This window comes from Kribbella italica (genome assembly GCF_014205135.1).
Lineage (GTDB): Bacteria > Actinomycetota > Actinomycetes > Propionibacteriales > Kribbellaceae > Kribbella > Kribbella italica.
On sequence record NZ_JACHMY010000001.1, the window covers coordinates 7,845,221 to 7,863,007 of the forward strand.

Annotated in this window: 16 protein-coding genes; 6 read left to right on the forward strand and 10 right to left on the reverse strand. The window is 69.6% G+C overall.

The genetic code is table 11. The features are described from left to right. The first annotated feature begins 62 nt into the window (after positions 1-62). On the forward strand, positions 63-503 hold the full coding sequence (locus tag HDA39_RS36795) for a GNAT family N-acetyltransferase (protein ID WP_184803217.1): 441 nt from the start codon (positions 63-65) through the stop codon (positions 501-503). Here the strand turns inward: HDA39_RS36795 and HDA39_RS36800 are convergent. After that, complete coding sequence (locus HDA39_RS36800; RefSeq protein WP_184803219.1) at positions 500-1,267, reverse strand: SDR family NAD(P)-dependent oxidoreductase; 768 nt, start codon at positions 1,265-1,267, stop codon at positions 500-502. The two genes, HDA39_RS36795 and HDA39_RS36800, sit on opposite strands and share 4 nt — an antisense overlap. A 217-nt stretch (positions 1,268-1,484) precedes the next feature. Between HDA39_RS36800 and HDA39_RS36805 the strand changes: the two genes are divergently transcribed. Together HDA39_RS36805 and HDA39_RS36810 are read left to right on the forward strand one after the other, a co-directional pair. Continuing rightward, positions 1,485-2,795 carry a neutral zinc metallopeptidase gene (locus HDA39_RS36805; protein ID WP_184803221.1) on the forward strand — a complete coding sequence of 437 codons (1,311 nt, stop codon included), beginning with the start codon at positions 1,485-1,487 and terminating at the stop codon, positions 2,793-2,795. 20 nt (positions 2,796-2,815) lie between these two features. After that, on the forward strand, positions 2,816-4,102 hold the full coding sequence (locus HDA39_RS36810; RefSeq protein ID WP_184803223.1) for a neutral zinc metallopeptidase: 1,287 nt from the start codon (positions 2,816-2,818) through the stop codon (positions 4,100-4,102). 63 nt (positions 4,103-4,165) lie between these two features. Here the strand turns inward: HDA39_RS36810 and HDA39_RS36815 are convergent, their stop codons facing one another. Continuing rightward, complete coding sequence (locus HDA39_RS36815) at positions 4,166-4,618, reverse strand: GNAT family N-acetyltransferase (protein ID WP_184803225.1); 453 nt, start codon at positions 4,616-4,618, stop codon at positions 4,166-4,168. Positions 4,619-4,844: 226 nt separating this feature from the next. On the opposite strand from HDA39_RS36815, the gene HDA39_RS36820 reads away from it, so the two are divergent. Beyond that, positions 4,845-5,750, forward strand: coding sequence for a mechanosensitive ion channel family protein (locus tag HDA39_RS36820; protein WP_184803227.1), 906 nt, complete (start codon positions 4,845-4,847; stop codon positions 5,748-5,750). An 82-nt stretch (positions 5,751-5,832) separates the two neighbouring features. On the opposite strand, the gene HDA39_RS36825 is transcribed toward HDA39_RS36820, so the two are convergent. The 7 genes from HDA39_RS36825 to HDA39_RS36855 form a co-directional block, all read right to left on the reverse strand. Next, a complete protein-coding gene (locus tag HDA39_RS36825; RefSeq protein WP_184803229.1) occupies positions 5,833-6,366 on the reverse strand; it encodes a hypothetical protein in 534 nt (177 codons plus the stop codon). A 69-nt stretch (positions 6,367-6,435) separates the two neighbouring features. Beyond that, positions 6,436-7,482, reverse strand: a complete 1,047-nt coding sequence (locus tag HDA39_RS36830; protein WP_337926051.1) for an N-acetylglucosamine kinase — start codon at positions 7,480-7,482, stop codon at positions 6,436-6,438. After that, the gene (locus HDA39_RS36835; protein WP_184803231.1) at positions 7,473-8,726 is read right to left on the reverse strand and encodes a 6-phospho-beta-glucosidase; all 1,254 of its coding nucleotides are present in this window, start codon (positions 8,724-8,726) and stop codon (positions 7,473-7,475) included. Before HDA39_RS36835 ends, HDA39_RS36830 begins: the two co-directional genes overlap by 10 nt. Next, complete coding sequence (locus HDA39_RS36840) at positions 8,723-9,613, reverse strand: carbohydrate ABC transporter permease (RefSeq protein ID WP_202893232.1); 891 nt, start codon at positions 9,611-9,613, stop codon at positions 8,723-8,725. Before HDA39_RS36840 ends, HDA39_RS36835 begins: the two co-directional genes overlap by 4 nt. Before the next feature lie 12 nt (positions 9,614-9,625). Beyond that, entirely contained in the window at positions 9,626-10,585 is a 960-nt protein-coding gene (locus tag HDA39_RS36845; protein WP_238356244.1) for a carbohydrate ABC transporter permease, read from the reverse strand. Further along, positions 10,585-11,913, reverse strand: coding sequence for an ABC transporter substrate-binding protein (locus HDA39_RS36850; RefSeq protein WP_184803232.1), 1,329 nt, complete (start codon positions 11,911-11,913; stop codon positions 10,585-10,587). The genes HDA39_RS36845 and HDA39_RS36850 overlap by 1 nt, the downstream gene beginning before the upstream one ends. A gap of 88 nt (positions 11,914-12,001) precedes the next feature. Continuing rightward, positions 12,002-13,201 (reverse strand): ROK family transcriptional regulator, encoded by a 1,200-nt coding sequence (locus HDA39_RS36855; protein WP_184803234.1) that lies wholly within the window; start codon positions 13,199-13,201, stop codon positions 12,002-12,004. A 226-nt stretch (positions 13,202-13,427) separates the two neighbouring features. On the opposite strand from HDA39_RS36855, the gene HDA39_RS36860 reads away from it, so the two are divergent. Continuing rightward, a complete protein-coding gene (locus HDA39_RS36860) occupies positions 13,428-15,137 on the forward strand; it encodes an ABC transporter transmembrane domain-containing protein (RefSeq protein WP_184803236.1) in 1,710 nt (569 codons plus the stop codon). 203 nt (positions 15,138-15,340) lie between these two features. Continuing rightward, a complete protein-coding gene (locus HDA39_RS36865) occupies positions 15,341-17,035 on the forward strand; it encodes an ABC transporter ATP-binding protein (RefSeq protein WP_238356246.1) in 1,695 nt (564 codons plus the stop codon). Here the strand turns inward: HDA39_RS36865 and HDA39_RS36870 are convergent. Beyond that, positions 17,013-17,702, reverse strand: a complete 690-nt coding sequence (locus tag HDA39_RS36870) for a uracil-DNA glycosylase (RefSeq protein WP_202894424.1) — start codon at positions 17,700-17,702, stop codon at positions 17,013-17,015. The two genes, HDA39_RS36865 and HDA39_RS36870, sit on opposite strands and share 23 nt — an antisense overlap. Positions 17,703-17,787: the final 85 nt, after the last annotated feature.

Consider the following 17,787-nt stretch of genomic DNA (forward strand, 5'->3'; position numbering starts at 1 on the left):
CGAGTGGGCCGCAACCAGATTTCGAGGTTGTGAGCAGCTCCCTGTCCAGGCAGAGTCGTCGCATGCGGATGGAGGCGATGGACGCCGACGGGCTCCGGCAGGTCGAGACGTGGCTGGCCGACGACCCGGTCGGCGGCGCGGTCTTCGGCGGCTTCTACGGCGACGCCGTACGCCGCTGGGCGCCGTTGCTGGAGGCCCCCACGCGGTTCGGGCGGCTGGTCCGGGACGACGCCGGGCCGATCGGGTTCGTCGACCTGGAGATCCTGGACGCCGAGGCCGAGATCACGTACTACGTCGCGCCGGACCGCCGCGGACAGGGCCTCGGGCACCGGACTCTGGCACTGCTGGTCGACTTGGCCCGCGAGCAGGGCGCGACGTCGGTCCACGCCGGTGTCGAGCCGGCGAACGCGGCCAGCCTCGCGACCCTGCGTGCCGTGGGCTTCACCGACCACGGTGAGGACGAGTACGGCGACGTCGAGCTGACCCTCGACCTCACGGCCTAGTAGACGGAGTAGCCGCCGTCGATCAGGAGGACCGAGCCGGTCATGAACGAACTTGCCGGGCTGGCCAGGTAGACGACAGAGGGAGCGATCTCCTCGGGCGTCGCGTAGCGCTGCTGGGGTGCGTCGAGGATCCAGTGCTGCCGGAACTCGGGCTGGTCGACCGGCGCCATGTCGGTCTTCACGTAGCCCGGCGCGATCGCGTTGACACGGATGTTGTGCGGGGCCCACTCGGCCGCCAGGCTGCGGGTCAGATGATGGACGGCGGCCTTCGAGGCGTTGTACGAAGCCTGCCACTGCGGGCGGTTGACGATCTGCGCGGACATGCTGCCGACGTTGACGATCACGCCACCACCGGCGGCGATCATGCCGCGGGCGACCGCCGTACTGGTGTTCCACAACGCGGTCAGGTTGAGGTCGATGACGTGGCGCCACTCGTCGTCCGGCACCTCGAGGGCCGGGCGGTGGATGGCGACGCCCGCGTTGTTCACCAGGACGTCGATGCCACCGAACTCGGCGGTGACCTGCTCGACCATCGCGGTGACGTCGTCGCGGCGGGTGATGTCGGCGGTGACGGCCAGACCGCGCCGGCCGCGCCCGGCGATCTCGGTGACGACCCGGTCGTTGCGTTCGGTGTCCCGGCCGGCGATCGCGACGTCCGCGCCGGCCTCCGCCAGGGCGAGCGCGAAGGCCCGGCCGAGCCCGCGGTTCCCGCCGGTCACCAGGACGCGGCGACCGTCCAGGCCGAAAGTGTCCAGCACGCTCATCGCGGTACTCCGTAACGTCGGCGGTGGGTGACTCAGCGTAGAACAAGGCGTGGTGAGGTCGCGGATCGATGTCAATAGCTGCAATCCGGTACGCCGTTGGGCGTGTCGCGCAGTACCATCGTGCGGCGGTTCGGGCCAGGGGGTGGTGACCGGTCGCCGTACGGACTTTGGGCGGGCCGGCCTTTCACGGCCGCGAACTGGGGAGACGCAGGACAGCATGGCCAACGACACGACACCCAAGCCTGGGCACTACCTACCCGGCGGCGACGGCGATCAGCCCGCCTCGCCCACACCGGCCGCCGCGCCCCAGGCCGCGGCCGCCCGCTTCGGCCCGCCCAGCGCCGAAGATGCGAGGGCGCGGGGCGACGGCACGCCCAGCGCCGAAGGCGCGAGGGCTCGGGGCGACCGGGCTTCCTCTCCCTCCCCTTCTCCCGACGGGGAGAGTGGGACGCCGGTGCGTGGGTTGACGCCGTTGGCGGCGCCGACGCCTCGGTTGGGGGCGGACACTCCGGCGGGGCCGCCGCAGTTGCAGGGGTCGCGGATCGGGCCGCCTCCGCCGGGGGATGCCGCGGTGGCCGCGTTCAACGCGCGGTACCGGCCGGAGCCGATTCCGTTCGTGCCGAAGAAGCGGTCCAAGCTGCTGGTCGCCGGGGGAATCCTCGGCGTGATCGTGCTGATCGGCGGTGTCGCGTTCGGCGGGATGAAGCTGCTGGCGTCGTACGACGACTACGTCGCGAACCCGGTCGGCAAGCCGTCGGTGGTCGGTTCCGACCAGCCGATCCAGGCCAAGCCGTCCGAGGCGGTTCCGGACGCCGTACTGACCGGGCAGAACAAGCTCTACGCCGCCGGCAAGCTCAAGGCGGTCGGCTGCAAGGAGCCGGCGTACCGGCCGACGACCAAGGACAACGTCCGCGCGTACTACGAGGGCCTGCTCGGCTGCCTGAACAAGGCGTGGGAGCCGGTGGTGCGCGCGACCGGTGCCGAGTTCAACCCACCGAAGCTGGTGATCTTCGACAACGGCCAGGAGACAGCCTGCGGCGTTCACGACAAGGCCGTGAACACGTACTGCCCGGCCGACGGCGGGGTGCTGGCGATGCAGTGGGAGGACTGGCCGGAGGACTACACGAACAACCGGCCGCTGGCGCGGGTCGACCTGGCCTACGACGTCGCGTACATGTACGGGCTGCACGTTCAGCACCTGACGGGGATCTTCGAGGCGACCGGGTCGCTGCAGGACACCGCGCCGAACGAGAAGGCCCGGCTGGAGCTGGACCGGCGGCAGGCGCTGCAGGCGGCTTGTCTGTCGTCGGCGTTCCTGGCGACGGAGAAGGCGACGTTCCCGCTGCGTGGGGAGCTGCTGAAGCAGTACCAGTGGCGGAGCAAGAACAGCGGCGACGAGCTCACCGAGGACAAGGTGCGTGACCACGGGTCCCGCAAGAGTGTCGAGCAGTGGATGGCCAAGGGTTTCGCCAGCGGCAATCCCGGCGCCTGCAACACGTTCACGGCGACTCCTGCCACGGTCAGCTGACGCGAGAGACTAGGACCCCGATGACCGACTTCGACCCACCTGCTCCGACTCCTGAGCCACCTTCGCCTACTCCTGGGCACTTCCTTCCCGGTGGCGACGGGGAGACCTCGGCGGAGGCAGCGAACCGGCCCGTACGGCGGGGACAGCCGACGGGGTTGAGCAAGGCCAAGCCGCTGTCGGCCGAGCAGCCGAGTCAGCGCAAGGCTGCTCCGCTGCCGACCGAGCCGGGGCAGGCCGGGTTCGGTGCGCCGCCGCCGGCTCCGCTGCCGGGGGCTCCGGCGACTCCGTTGACCGGGACGCGACAACGTGGCGGGAGCCGGCCGGTCGGCTGGAGTACGCCGTCGGCCCGCCAGGCGCCGCAGTTCACCGGCCCGCCGATGCCGCCGCGACGAGGCCTGCCGAAGCCGCTGCTGGTCAGCGCGGCCGTGGTCGGAGTCGTCGCGCTGGTCGGCGCCGCCGCCGTCGTCGGCTACCGCGCGCTCGACACGGTCGACACCGTCGCGAACCCGCTGTCCAACCCGTCGGTCAAACAGACCGAGGTCCCGATGGCGCCGCCGCAGCCGACCGTCACCGTGACCGCGACGACGGTTCCGGACGCCGTCCGGGTGAAGCAGAACGGGCTCTACAAGGCCGGGAAACTTGCTGCCAGCAACTGCGTGGAGCCGAAGGTCAAACCGAGCACCGAGGTCGCCGTACTGCGCTACTACCAGGCGCTGCTGCCGTGTCTGAACCGGGCGTGGGCCCCGATCGTCCGAAAGGCCGGGTACGAGTTCCGTCCGCCGAAGCTCGTCCTGTACGCGAAGGGACAGGGCGCCTGCGCCGCCGAGCCCAGGGACGTCGCGTTCTACTGCGACGACGGCGAGGTGATCACGATGCGCGGCGACCTCGACGCCAAGAACTTCCGGCAGTACGGCGACGCCGCGCGGATCGACATGCTCGACACACTGGCGCACGAGTACGGCCACCACGTCCAGCAGCTCACCAACATCCTGGTCTCCTCGTTCTCCCGCAAGGGGTGGCTGACCACCGAACCGGCCAAGCTCGAGGAGAGCCGCCGGTTCGAACTCCAGGCCAGTTGTCTCGGCGGGGTCTTCCTCGGCGCCAACCAGGCCGGCCTCCGGCTGACCGGCAACCGCCTGGACCTGTGGGAGTACCAGACCAAGCACTCGGGCGACGAGTACAACCCGGACAAGAAGCGCGATCACGGTTCCCGCAAGAGCCAGTGGCTCTGGTCCGGCCCCGCCTTCAAGTCCGCCAACCCAGCAAGCTGCAACACGTTCACCGCTCCGGCCGCGAAGGTGAGCTGACGCCGTACCGGCAAGTGTGAGCCGCATGCCGTCCGCGGCAGGGCGAGCTGAACGCCGTACGCGTCAGAGGGCGAGTTTGAAGCCCTCGTGGCTCATGGTGAAGCCGAGGTTGGTGTAGAAGCGGTGGGCGTCGGTGCGGGTCTTGTCCGACGTGAGCTGGACGAGGGTGCAGCCGCGGCGGCGGGACTCGTCGACGGCCCACTGCATCAAGGTGGTGCCGAGGCCGGTGCCCCGGGTGGAGGGGGCGACCCGGACGGCCTCGATCTGGGCCCGGGTCGAGCCCCGGCGGGACAGGCCGGGGATGAACGTGAGCTGGAAGGTGCCGACCACCTCGCCGTTGCGATCGGCAACGACCAGGAGCTGGTTCGGGTCGGCGTCCAGGGCGGCGAAGGCCTCGGCGTACGGCGTGAGGTCGTCGAGCGACTCGCGGGTGGAGCCGAGCTGGTCGTCGGCGATCAGGGCGACGACGGCGGGCACGTCGGCGAGGGTGGCGCGGCGGATCTCGACAGCGGTCATGGGGTGAGTTTCTCAGGCGCCTGAACCGGTTAGTTGAGCGGGGCAGCATCGCCGGGCCGTCACGGTACTTGCCTTATGCAATCACATTGCGTTACCCAGAAGGCGTTTGCGGGTCGTCGGTCCGGGCACGGGTGGGTCAGACACCACTGCACCGCCCGTGGCCGGGGTCGCGTGGAGGCGGTGCGCGTGGCGGCGGTGCGGGCTCAGTCCGGAAGGAAGATGTCCGATGACCGCACCACTGGCGATCGACTTCACCCAACCCTTCGAAGATGCCTTCGGCAAGCTTCTCGGGTTCGTCCCCAACCTGCTCGGCGGCCTGGTCATCCTGGCGGTCGGCTACTTCGTCGCGAAACTGCTCGGCAACCTGGTCGGCAAGCTGCTCGGCAAGGTCGGCTTCGACCAGTGGATGGAGCGGGCCGGCGTGTCCGGCGTACTGCAGCGGTCCGGCACGGGGCTGACCGCTTCGGCGATGCTCGGCAAGGTCGTGTTCTGGTTCGTGTTCCTGATCAGCTTCACGATGTTCGCCTCCGCGCTCGGGGTCCCGGAGATCTCGAACTTCATGAGCGCGATGCTCGGCTACATCCCGCGCATCTTCGCCGCGATCGTGATCGTCTGCCTGGCGGCGCTGTTCGCGAACTTCCTGGCCGCGATCATCCGCGGTGCCACCGGCAACGAGACGCTGGCCAAGGTCGGCAAGTACGCGATCCTCGTGTACGCCGCGTTCGCCGCGCTGACGCAGCTGGGCATCGCCGTCCAGCTGACCGGCAACACGCTGCTGATCGTGCTCGGTGGGGTGGCGCTCGCGCTGGGTCTGGCTTTCGGTCTCGGTGGCCGGGAGATGGCCGGCGAGGCGCTGCGCACGCTGTTCGACCGGGGTCAGGCGATGGCCGCGAACCGGCCGGCGGGCGGTGCTGACGCGTCGTACCAGCAGGCTGGCCATGGGTACCAGAACGGGAACGGGTACCAGGCCGAGCAGTCGGGCTACCCGACCGAGCAGCAGTACCCGACCGAGCAGTACCCGGCCACGCACGGTGCGCCGCAGAACAGTGGGTACTCGAACGGCACGACCGGTGCCAACGGCAACTGGACCGGCGAGAGCACCACGAACTGGTCGGACGGCCAGCAGCGGTAGAACCACTTCTGCCGGAAGGGGTCACCTCCGGCAGGAGCCAGCAGGGTGGGTGCGACCGGATCGGGTCGCACCCACCCTGCTTTTACTGCTCCGGTACGGCGTCCGGTCCGGCGCGGCGGACGTCCTCGACCTTGGTCATCGCGTCGCGGAGGTCCTTGAGCCAGGTCTCGCTGTGCTGGGCGACCAGCTTCACGCACCAGCCGAGGGCGTCGCTGCGGGAGCGAGCCACGCCGGCGTCGACGAGAGTGTCGAGCACTTGGCGCTCGGGCTGACGCAGGCGGGTCATCACGGGGGCGGACAGCGAGGTGAAGACCGTCCGGGTCTCACCGCAACGGACTCCCCAGGCGACCTTCCGGCGGGTCGAGTGCTCGAGCTCCTGGGCGATCTCGATGCGGCGTTCACGGGTGTTCTCACGGAACTGCTTGATCCGCCCCTCTTCGGCGGCGGACCGTGCGGCCGGGCTGACGTCCCCGGCCTGCTCGGGCGCGGCGATGGTGCCGACGATCAGGATCTCGTCCCGATCGAGGCTCACCTCCGGGGCACCCTCGAACCACTCCTGCGGGAGCCGGCCGGTCAGCCAGCCACTCACCCGCTCGTCGTCTTGCTGTGTACTCATGCTTACATGATTACACCGCAATCAAGTTGTTGGGAAGAGGGCGATGGAGCATGGAGGGTGTTGGGTGAGTTAGGCAGGGGCGGGGGCTTTTGAGCTGTACGCCGTGCGGATGGTGGTGTGGGCTTCGGGGGTTGCTTGCGTGTGGTCGAGGCCTAGGAGGATGGCGCCTACTACGGGTGGGACCTCGACGATCTGGGGGATTGCTTGGGGGACTGCCGCTGCTAGTTGGGTGGTGATTTCTTCCAGGAGGAGGGGGTGGTTGGCGGTGAGGACTCCGCCGCCGAGGATGACCGGGGTGGGCTCGTCGAGGAGGTTCAGGCGGCGGAGGGCTACTACGGCCATGGCGACGATTTCTTCGGCTTGGCGGTGGACTACGGCGGTGGCGACGGGGTCGCCCGTGGCGGCTACCTGGAAGAGGAGCGGGCCCGCCTCCAGGCGGCGTACGGCGGGGATGTCGCCGAGGTGCATGGCCTCGATCAGTTCGGGCATCGAGCGGACGCCGAAGTGGTGGGGGAGGACGGTCATCAGGGCGGTGGCCGGGCCGCGGCCGTCGTCGGCTCGGGCGGCTGCCCAGATGGCTTCCTCGGCGAGCTGCTGACCGCCGCCCCAGTCGCCGGAGATGCGGCCGACCGCGGGGAAGCGGGCGGTGCGGCCGTCCGGCAGCAGACCGCAGCAGTTGATCCCGGCGCCGCAGACGACGGCTACTCCGCGGGGCTCGTCGAGACCGGCGCGGAGAAGGGCAAAGGTGTCGTTGGCGACGTGCACACGGGAGGCCCACCCGTAGGAGCGGAAGGCGTCGGCCAAACGTTCCTCCTCGATGGGGAGGTCCGCGTTCGCCAGGCACGCGGAGATCTGTTCCACCAAAGGAGAAGTACCAAGAGAGAAACCAGCTGCCGCGGCTGCTGTTGCGACCAGAGGCACGAGGCCGTCGACCGCGGTCTGGGCGCCGACGAGGTGGGGTTCGAAGCCGCCGCCTCTTGCCGTGCCGAGGATGGTGCCGTTGGCGGAGACCAGGGCTACGTCGGTTTTGCTGTTGCCGGCGTCGAAGGCGAGGACTCCTCCAGGGACCAACGGGGTCTGGAGGGCCTCGGCTTCGTTCGCCACGGTCACGCCCACGGGAGGTACTCGCGGTTGTGCGCGAGCAGCTTGTCGGTGAGCGCCTGGGCGGACTCGATCTGCCCGATCAGCGGATGGGCCAGCAACGCGGTGAACACGCGGTCCGCACCACCCTTCAGAGCTGCGTCGAGAGCCAGATTCTCGTACGCCGTGACGTTCGCGACCAGCCCGGCGTACAACGGTTCGAGGGGTGAGATCGGCAGCGGCGTCGTCCCGGAGGCGCCGACCGTCGCCGGGACCTCGATCACGGCGTCGTCGGGCAGGAACGGCAGCGCGCCGTTGTTCAGCGTGTTGACGACCTGGACGTCCCCGGTGTCGTTCAGCAACGACGACGCCAGCGCGACGGCGGCCTCCGAGTAGTACGCCCCACCACGCTGCTCCAGCAGCGCGGGCTTCTCGTCCAGCGCAGGATCGGCGTACAGGTCGAGCAGCTGCTTCTCGATCGCCGCGACCTCGGCGGCCCGCGACGGCTTCTCCAGCAGCTCGCGGACGACCTCGTCGTGCGCGTAGAAGTAGCGCAGGTAGTACGACGGTACGACGCCCAGCTGCAGCAGCAACGACGCCGGCAGATGAAGGTCGTCAGCCAGTTCACCCACATGCGAGGCCAGCAACGAAGGCAGCCGGTCAACCCCGTCAACCCGTACGGCGCGCTCCCACGTCAGGTGGTTGAGCCCCACGTGATCCAGCGCCACCTCCTCCGGCGTCACCCCGAGCAGCCGCGCGAACCGCCGCTGGAACCCGATCGCGACGTTGCACAGCCCGACGGCCTTGTGCCCCTCGGACAGCAGCGCCCGCGTGACGATGCCGACCGGGTTGGTGAAGTCGACGATCCACGCGTCCGGGTTCGACCGCCGGACGCGCTCCGCGATATCCAGAACCACAGGAACCGTGCGCAGCGCCTTCGCGAGCCCGCCCGCGCCGGTCGTCTCCTGGCCGACGCACCCGCACTCGAGCGGCCACGTCTCGTCCTGGTTCCGCGCCGCCTGACCGCCGACGCGCAGCTGCAGCAGTACGGCGTCCGCGCCGTCGATGCCCGCGTCGAGATCGCTGGTGGTGGTGACCTTGCCGGGATGTCCTTGTTTGGCGAAGATCCGCTGGGCCAGACCACCGACCAGTTCGAGCCGGTCCGCGGCCGGGTCGACCAGGACCAGCTCGTCCACGGGCAGCGAGTCACGCAGCCGGGCGAACCCGTCGACGAGCTCGGGAGTGTAGGTGGATCCGCCGCCTACGACTGTGAGTTTCAACCTTTGACCCCTGTGAGTGTGACGCCTTCGATGAAGGCCTTTTGGGCGAAGAAGAACAGGATGATCACCGGTGCCATCACCAGCAGCGTCGCTGCCATGGTGAGGTTCCAGTTGGTGTGGTGGGCGCCCTTGAAGGATTCCAGGCCGTAGCTCAGGGTCCAGGCCGCCGGGTTCTCGGACGCGTAGATCTGCGGGCCGAAGTAGTCGTTCCAGCAGTAGAAGAACTGGAACAGCGCGACGGCGGCGATGGCCGGGCGGGCCATCGGCAGCACGATCCGGACCAGCGCCTTGAACTCGCCGCAGCCGTCCACCTTGGCCGCGTCGACGTAGTCCTTCGGGATGGTCAGCAGGAACTGCCGGAGCAGGAAGATCGAGAACGCGTCGGTGAACGCCATCGGGATGATCAGCGGCCACAGCGTCCCGGACAGGTGCAGCTGCTTGGCCCAGAACAGGTACATCGGCACGATCACCACCTGCGGCGGCAGCATCATCGTCGCGATCACCAGCATCAGCGCCAGGTTCCGGCCGCGGAACTTGAAGCGGGCCAGCGCGTAGGCGACCGGGATGCTGGACAGCAGCGTCAGCGCGGTGCCCAGCCCGGCGTACAGGAGGGTGTTCTTCCACCAGGTGAGGAAGCCCGGGGTCTCCCACACCGTGCGCAGGTTCTCCCAGTGCCAGGCGTCCGGCCACAGGTCGCGGGTCAGCGCCTGCTGGTCGCTCATCAGCGCGGTCAGCGCGACGAACACGAACGGCAGCAGGAAGAACAGCGCCGCCGCGATCGCCAGCGAGTGCACGGCGATCCAGTTGAGGAACCTCGTACGCCGGGCCGTCCGGCCCGCCGCGGTCATCGGGACCGGAGCGGCGGTCAGGGAAGTCGTCATCGTCATTCGGCAGGCTCCTCAGTCGTCCGTGCCCAGGAAGCCGCTGCGGCGGCGCATCAGTACGGCGGTGAACACCATCGCGAGCGCGAACAGCACCAGCGCGACCACACTCGCGCCACCGGTGTCGAACCGCTGGAACCCGAGGTTGTAGACCAGTTGCGGCAGCGTCAGCGTGGAGTTCTCCGGGTAGCCGGGCTGGAACTGTTGCCCTGAGCCACCGATCACGCCGCTGGCGACCTTCCCGGCCACGAGTGGCTGGGTGTAGTACTGCATGGTCTGGATGATCCCGGTGACGACCGCGAACAGCACGATCGGCGAGATGTTCGGCAGCGTGACGAAGCGGAACTTCTGCCACGCCCCGGCGCCGTCCAGCGACGCCGCCTCGTACTGGTCCTGTGGTACGTCGAGCAGCGAGGCCATGAAGATCACCATCAGGTCGCCGATACCCCACAACGCCAGCAGCGTCAGCGCCGGCTTCGACCAGGACGGGTCGTTGAACCAGCCCGGCTGCGGGAGCCCGATACTGCCGAGGATGTTGTTCACCGGACCCGTGCCCGGGTTGAGCAGGAAGGCGAACGCCATCGTCGCGGCGACCGGCGGAGCCAGGTACGGCAGGTAGAAGGCGGTCCGGAAGAACCCGGCGCCGGTCTTCACCTTGGTGATCAGCATCCCGATGCCGAGCCCGAACAGGACCCGCAGGCTGACCATCACGATCACCAGCCACAGCGTGTTGCGCAGGGCCGGCCAGAAGAACGGGTAGTCGTTGAAGACGTAGGACCAGTTCTTCAGCCCGGTCCAGGTCGGCGGCGTGAACCCGTCGTACTTCATGAAGCTGAAGTAGACGGTCGAGAGCAGCGGGTAGAGGAAGAAGACGCTGACGCCGATCAGCCAGGGGGACAGGAAAGCGAGGATCCGGAGCCGGTCCCGGCGCTGCTTGCTCCGCAGCCCGGGACCCGGCTTCATCACAGCGGTCGTCATCACTTGGCCTGCGCGAGGTCCTTGTCGATCTGCTGGTCGGTCTTCGCCAGGCCGCCGGCCAGATCGGCCTGCTTGCCGGCCTCGAAGGCGAAACCGAAGTCCTGCAGGGTGAGCTGGTACGCGCCACCGTTCGGGCTGGCCGGGGTGGTGCTGCTCTTCGGGTGCTGGGCGATGTCGAGGAAGACCTTGAAGTTCTCGTCGGCCTGCAGCTTGGGCGACTTCAGCGCGTCCAGCGTGGACGGCACGTTGTGGATCGCGTTGGCGAAGCTGACCACGGCGTCCGTGTCGGTGGTCATGTACTTGACCAGTTCCCAGGCGGCGTTCTGCTTCTCGCTGGTGCTGGCGATCCCGATGATCGTGCCGGACAGATAGCCCTTGCCGTAGCTGTCGGCCTGGTCGTCCGGAACCGGGAAAGGCGCGACGCCGATCTCGAATTTGGTGCCGGCTTCCTTGGCCATCCCGAGCCGCCACTCGCCGTCGATCGCCATCGCGACCTGGCCGGTGTGGAACGGGTTCTTGGCGCCGAACTCGTCGCCGAAGGTGGCCCGGTACTTCTCCAGCTTGGCGAAACCGCCGAGCTCGGCGACCAGGTTCTTCTGCCAGGTGAGCATCTTGCCGAACGCCGGGTCGGCGGCCAGGTTCGACTTGCCGTCGGCGGTGAAGTACGTCGGGTTCCACTGCGCCGCGAAGTGCGTGGTGGTCGACTCGTAGCCGTGGAAGTTCGGCATGAAGCCGAGTTGGCTGAAGCTGTCGCCCTTGGCCTTGGTCAGCTTCTTGGCCGCGGCGTCGAACTCCGACAGCGTCTTCGGCGGAGTGGTGATGCCGGCCGCCTCGAACGCGTCCTTGTTGTAGTACAGGCCGTACGCGTCGTTCAGCAGCGGCAGCGTGCAGCGGGTGCCCTCGAACTGGGTGTAGTCCTGCAGCGCCTTCGGGAAGGTCTTGTCCAGGTCGACGTTCGACTTCTCCAGGAACGGCTTCAGGTCCGCGAAGACCTTCGACTGGCAGAACGTGCCGACGTTGTCGGTGGTGAACGACGAGACGACGTCCGGCGAGTTCGGGCCGCCGGCGCGCAGCGCCTGCTTGATCTTGTCGTCGTTGATGTTGCCGACGACCTTCACCGTGATGTTCGGGTGCGCGGCCTCGAAGGCCTTCACGTTGGCGTCGATCGCGGCCGCCTCGCTCGGCGCGGACCAGCCGTGCCAGAACGTGATCGTGGTTTCCTTCGTGGCGTCGTCGCTGGCCGGCGGCGCGCTCGACGTACCGGTACAGGCGGTGGCGAGCAGCGCGACCGCGGCGGCGGCGAGCGTGGCCCTGTGGACACGGGACATGGCGTTTCTCCCTGATCTGGCGCGTACGGATCCACCGGAGCAGGTCGCTGACCTGTCCGTTGGGTGCTGGCGAAGGTGGTGCGGGTGGTTAGTCGGTGCCGCCCCCGCTCGTCGGGCCGGCTGTGTCGAAGACTTCGTCGCGGGTGATGCTCAGGGCGGACTGCAGGGCCCCGGACAGCACCGGGTCGTTCGGTACGGCGGTCATCAGCAGCCGCGGCCGGGGGACGGCCAGCTCGGCCAGCTCCTCCTGGATCAGGCCGCGGAGTCGTTCGCCGCCGGCGGTGATCACGCCGCCGGACAGGACGATCAGTTCGGGGTCGACCACGGCGACGACGGCGGCCAGACCGACGGCCAGCCGGTGGGCGAACTCGGCCAGTACGGCGTCGCCGGCGCCTGGGGTGTCCAGGGCCGCGGCGATCGCGGCTTCCGCCGTACGGGCTTTGAGGCCGTGGGACCGGGCCAGGGCCAGGACGGGTTCGCCGCCGGCCAGTTCCTGGAAACCGCCGGCGTTGTTGCGGCCGACGTTGCGGACCAGCGGCGTACCGGGCAGGGGCAGGAAGGCGACCTCGCCCGCGCCGCCGGTCGCGCCGCGGACGAGCCGGCCGTTGATGACGACCGCGGCGCCGATGCCCTCCTCGCCCCAGAGCAGGACGAAGTTGTCGCTGTCGGCGGCGTGGCCGACGCGCTGCTCGGCGACGGCGGCCAAGTTCACGTCGTTCTCGACCTCGAGCGGTACGGCGATCGCGGCCGCGAGCTCCTCGAGCAGGTGCGGCGCGTGCCAGCCCGGGAGGTGCATCGCGTAACGCAGGCGGCCGGTGGTCGGGTCGAAGCCGCCGGGAGTGCCGATCGAGACGCGGTGCAAGCGGTCCTTGGTCAGGGCGGCTTCGCCGAGTGCGCCCTCGATCGCCTTGACCACGCGCTCGACGGTGCCCTTGGCGCTGCGGCCGGGGGTCGGCAGCTCGTACCGGCCGACGACCTTGCCGGTCAGGTCGGCGACGGCCGAGCGGATCCGGGTCGGGGTGACGTCCAGGCCGGCGACGTACGCGATGCCGCCGTTGATCTCGTAGAGCTGGGCGTTCGGGCCGGGACGGCCGGCGCTGGTGCCGCTCGGGCGGACCAGGCCGACGTTCTCCAGGCGGGACAGCAGCTGGGAGGCGGTCGGCTTGGACAGGCCGGTCAGGTTGCCGAGCGTCGTCCGGGACAGTGGTCCCTGGGCGAGCAGCAGGTCGAGAGCGGCGCGGTCGTTCATCGCGCGGAGCAGGCGGGGAGTGCCGGGTGTACTGGCCATGCGCTAACCCTGCCCTCCTGCGGCCGTCTGATGCGGGTGCCGTGCCGAATCCCGCCAACTGTTAGGAAAGTTTCCTATTACCGCGAGACCGTACGGTGCGCGCCGGGCGGTGTCAATCAGTTGGGCGAACCCGTGCCGGAACCGGTCCCCGCCTGCGGAGGTTAGGGTGGCCTTACTTATTTGATCCGTCCTGTCTGGTCCGGTCGTGTGTGGGGAGTGCTTGTTCGTGGCGTACCAAGTGGGGGAGACGATCATCGGCGGCCAGGTGCTGCGGCGCGCGGTCGGCCGGCATCGCAAGCGGCTGGCGCTCGGGGTGTTCTGGTTGTCGCTGCACCAGGCGACCGAGGCGGCCGTGCCGGTGACGATCGGCATCTTCGTCGACCGCGCGGTGTCGACCGGCCGGCTGGAGCCGCTGCTGTGGTGCGTGCTGATGATGGCCGGGCTGTTCGCCGTACTGTCGACGGCCTGGAAGACCGGTGCGCGGCAGGGGGTGCGCTCGGCGGAGTACGAGATGCACCAGTTGCGGCTGGAGGTTGCGCAGCGCGTGCTGGATCCGCGCGGGCACCGGACAGGGATGCGGGCGGGCGAGCTGCTGTCGATCGCCACGTCGGACGCGGAGAAGGCGGCGTTGATCATGCGGGCGCTGGCGATCGGTACGGCCGCGACCACGGCGCTGGTGGTGTCGTCGGTGGTGCTGCTGCTGATCGACGTACCGCTGGGGCTTGGTGTGCTGGTCGGCGTACCGCTGCTGGTGGTGGGGATCCAGGCTTTGTCGCCCCTGCTGACTCGGCGGACCTCTACCCAGCAGGAGTCAGTGGCCAGTACGACGGCGCTGGCGACCGACCTGGTGAGCGGGCTGCGTGCGCTGCGGGGGATCGGTGCGCAGCACAACGCGGCTGAGCGGTACCGGCGGTCTTCGCAGGAGACCCTGCGGGCGACGCTGAAGGCTGCGTCGACCAACGGGCTGCAGGACGGGCTCACTACCGCGACGAGCGGGCTGCTGCTCGCGGCGGTGGCTGGTGTGGCTGGGTGGTTCGCGCTGAACGGGCGGATCAGCATCGGTGAGCTGATCACGGTGGTGGGGTTGGCGCAGTTCGTTGCGGAGCCGGTGGGGACGCTGGGGTACGTCAGCCAGGTCCTGGCGATGTCACGCGCGTCGGCTGCTCGGCTGGCGTCGGTGCTGAGCTCGCCGCCGTTGATGGTGACCGGGTCGGTTGCCTCGGTGGATCCGGAGCGGCCGCTGCTGGAGCTTCGTGGGGTGGGGCACAAGACGTTGAATGCGGTGGATCTGACGGTCGGGCGGGGTGAGCTGGTGGGGGTGCTCTGCTACGACCCGCGGGACGCGGACGCCTTGCTGGCGGTCGTTTCCGGGCGGGCACCGGAGCACACGGGGTCTGTTGCGGTCGGCGGGCAGGTGATGGAGGAGCTGGACATCGACCTGCTGCGGCGGTCCGTGCTGGTCGAGCAGCACGAGACGGACCTGTTCGAGGGGACACTGCGGACCAACCTGCTGGCTGGGTCTGCTGCTGACGATCTTCGGTTGCGTGGAGTGGTTGCTGCTGCGGCGGCTGTCGATGTTGTCGATGCGCATGCTGACGGGCTGGATCACCCGCTGTCCGACCGGGGTCGGACGCTGTCGGGTGGTCAGCGGCAGCGACTCGGTCTGGCCCGTGCGCTGCTGGCGGAGCCACCGGTGCTGGTGCTGCACGACCCGAGTACGGCGGTGGATGCGGTGACGGAGGAGGTCCTGGCCGAGGGACTGGCTGAGGTGCGTGGGGTGGCTTCGCTGGGGACGTTGGTGCTGACGAGCAGCCCGGCGCTGCTGGGGAAGATGCATCGCGTGGTGGTGCTGGTGGACGGTGAAGTCGTTGCCTCCGGCACCCACGCGGACCTGGCCGCCGAGAACCCGGCATACGCCGAGGCGGTGCTCCGATGAGCGCGCCGAAGTCCGCGGGCGCGCCTGGGTCTACGGTCGGGCCTGGGCCCACGGGTGCGCTGGCGCCTACGGTCGGGCCTGAGCCCACGGGCGCGCCGGAGGCTGCGCCGGCGGGGGCGCCTGCCTCCTCCCCCTCCCCACATTTACTTCCCGTTGCGGGCCCCCGGGCTACCTGGTCTGTTCTGTGGCGGGAGATTCGGCAGTTGCCGGGGACCTCCCTGGTTGCTGCTCTGGTGATCACCGTGGCGAGTGCTGCTGGGCTGGTGGCGCCCTGGGCCTTGGGTGTGCTGGTGGACGACATCGCCAACGGTGCTGACCGGTCGGCCGTCGTACGGGTGGTGCTGCTGATCGGTATCGGTGCTCTGGTGTCCGGTGCGTTGACAGCTCTGGGCGTGACGCTGGTGGCACGCGTCGGCGAGACCGTGCTCGCGCGGTTGCGCGAGAAGGTGCTCGACCGGGTTCTGCAGCTCCCCGCGCCGGTGCTGGACAAGGTGCGGACCGGAGACCTGCTGTCCCGCGTCGGGGACGACGTCTCGTCCGTGGCCGCGGCGCTGACCGAGATCGGGCCGGTGCTGCTGTCGGCGACGCTGACGATCATCCTGACGGCGGCCGGGTTGTTCGCGCTGGACTGGCGGCTCGGGGTGGCCGGGCTGCTGTCGATGCCGATGTACCTGTGGGCGCTGCGCTGGTACCTGCCGCGCTCCGCGCCCTTCTACGCCCGCGAGCGCGCGGCGCTCGGCGAGCGCTCCGAGGCGATCATCACCTCCCTGCGCGGCAGCGCGACCGTCCGCGCGTACCGGCTCGAGGACACGCAGCTCGAACGGATCCGGGACCGCTCGGCGGTCGCGCGGGACCTGTCGCTGAACGTCTTCCGCCTGTTCAGCTTCTTCTCGTCGCGGATCAACCACGCGGAGTTCGTCGGCCTGACGGCGATCCTGACGGCCGGGTTCTTCCTGGCGCGGGAGGACCTGGTGACGGTCGGCGCGGTGACCGCGGCCGCGTTGTACTTCCACCGGCTGTTCAACCCGATCGGTGCGCTGCTGATGGAGTTCGACGCCGTGCAGACCGCTGCTGCCGGGCTGGCGCGGCTGGCCGGTGTGGTGGAGATCCCGACTGTCGCGGAGCCGCCGGCCGGGCCGGAGCCGGCCGACGCGACGCTGGAGCTGGTCGACGTACAGCACTCGTACGACGGCCCGCTGGTGGTCGACGGCGCGTCGCTCAAGCTGCTGCCGGGTGAGCGGGTCGCGCTGGTCGGAGCGAGTGGCGCCGGGAAGACCACGCTGGCCGCAGTCGCTGCCGGAGTGCTCGTGCCGACCGGTGGGGTCGTCCGGATCGGCGGAGTGGACATCCGCGAGCTTGGCGAGGCGCGGACCCGTTCGTACGTCGCCCTGCTGAGCCAGGAGGTCCACGTGTTCTCCGGGCCGCTCGTGGACGACGTACGGCTGGCTCGCGCCGACGCGACCGTTGACGAGGTCGAGGCCGCGCTGGAGCGAGTCGGTGCGCTGGCGTGGGTCCGGGCGTTGCCGGACGGGCTGGACACCCACGTGGGCGAGAACGGCGAGCAGCTGACCGGCGCGCAGTCGCAGCAGGTCGCGCTGGCTCGGCTGGTGCTTGCGGACCCGGCGGTCGCCGTACTGGATGAGGCGACGGCGGAGGCCGGGTCAGCTGGTGCGCGTGAGCTGGAGCGGGCGAGTGCTGCAGCTACTGAGGGCCGTACGACGCTGGTGGTGGCCCACCGGCTCACCCAGGCCGAGCAGGCGGACCGGATCATAGTGATGGACCAGGGCAAGCTGGTGGAGTCCGGGACGCACGCGGAACTGCTCGCGTCCCGGGGTCGCTACGCCCAGCTGTGGCACAGCTGGACCGGCACGGCTACTACGGAAGGCGCCAGTCGATAGGTGAACCGCCCTGCTCGACCAGCAGGGCGTTCACCCGGCTGAACGGCTTGGACCCGAAGAAGCCGCGGTCGGCCGACATCGGGCTCGGGTGCGCGCTCTCGACGCACGGGGTGTCGCCGAGCATCGGCTTGAGGGTCTGCGCGTCCCGTCCCCACAGGATCGCGACGAGCGGCCCGCCGCGCTTCACCAGCGCGTGGATCGCCTGCTCGGTGACGGCCTCCCAGCCCTTGCCGCGGTGTGAAGCGGGCTTGCCCGGCTGCACGGTGAGCACCCTGTTGAGCATCAGCACGCCCTGATCGGCCCACGGCGTCAGGTCGCCGTTGGTTGGCTTGTCCACGCCGACGTCGCTCATCAGCTCGCGATAGATGTTCGCCAGACTGCGCGGCACCGGCCGCACGTCCGCCGCGACGGAGAAGCTCAACCCCACCGGGTGCCCCGGCGTCGGGTAGGGATCCTGCCCGACGACCAGCACCTTCACGTCACCGAGCGGCCGCTGGAACGCGCGCAGCACGTTCTCCCCAGCCGGCAGATAAGGCCGCCCCGCAGCGATCTCCGCCCGCAGGAACTCCCCCATCCGCGCCACGTTGTCACTCACCGGCTCCAGGGCCTCGGCCCAGTCCGCCGCGATCAGGTCACCCAACGACTTGGAACTCACCCGCCACAGCATCCCAGCCGCTGCCTGCTCACGCACCCCGGGGGGTGGAGGGAGAGGACAGAGAAGAGGGGGAGGAGAGAGAAGCGAGGGGATGGAG

Excerpts from the sequence above, each read along its gene's own strand:
- HDA39_RS36870 (WP_202894424.1), bottom strand. The coding sequence starts at position 17,702 with ATGCTGTGGCGGGTGAGTTCCAAGTCGTTGGGTGACCTGATCGCGGCG.
- HDA39_RS36840 (WP_202893232.1), bottom strand. The coding sequence starts at position 9,613 with ATGACGATGACGACTTCCCTGACCGCCGCTCCGGTCCCGATGACCGCG.
- HDA39_RS36825 (WP_184803229.1), bottom strand. The coding sequence starts at position 6,366 with ATGAGTACACAGCAAGACGACGAGCGGGTGAGTGGCTGGCTGACCGGC.
- HDA39_RS36815 (WP_184803225.1), bottom strand. The coding sequence starts at position 4,618 with ATGACCGCTGTCGAGATCCGCCGCGCCACCCTCGCCGACGTGCCCGCC.
- HDA39_RS36855 (WP_184803234.1), bottom strand. The coding sequence starts at position 13,201 with ATGGCCAGTACACCCGGCACTCCCCGCCTGCTCCGCGCGATGAACGAC.
- HDA39_RS36850 (WP_184803232.1), bottom strand. The coding sequence starts at position 11,913 with ATGTCCCGTGTCCACAGGGCCACGCTCGCCGCCGCCGCGGTCGCGCTG.
- HDA39_RS36805 (WP_184803221.1), top strand. The coding sequence starts at position 1,485 with ATGGCCAACGACACGACACCCAAGCCTGGGCACTACCTACCCGGCGGC.
- HDA39_RS36810 (WP_184803223.1), top strand. The coding sequence starts at position 2,816 with ATGACCGACTTCGACCCACCTGCTCCGACTCCTGAGCCACCTTCGCCT.
- HDA39_RS36795 (WP_184803217.1), top strand. The coding sequence starts at position 63 with ATGCGGATGGAGGCGATGGACGCCGACGGGCTCCGGCAGGTCGAGACG.
- HDA39_RS36820 (WP_184803227.1), top strand. The coding sequence starts at position 4,845 with ATGACCGCACCACTGGCGATCGACTTCACCCAACCCTTCGAAGATGCC.
- HDA39_RS36845 (WP_238356244.1), bottom strand. The coding sequence starts at position 10,585 with ATGACGACCGCTGTGATGAAGCCGGGTCCCGGGCTGCGGAGCAAGCAG.
- HDA39_RS36800 (WP_184803219.1), bottom strand. The coding sequence starts at position 1,267 with ATGAGCGTGCTGGACACTTTCGGCCTGGACGGTCGCCGCGTCCTGGTG.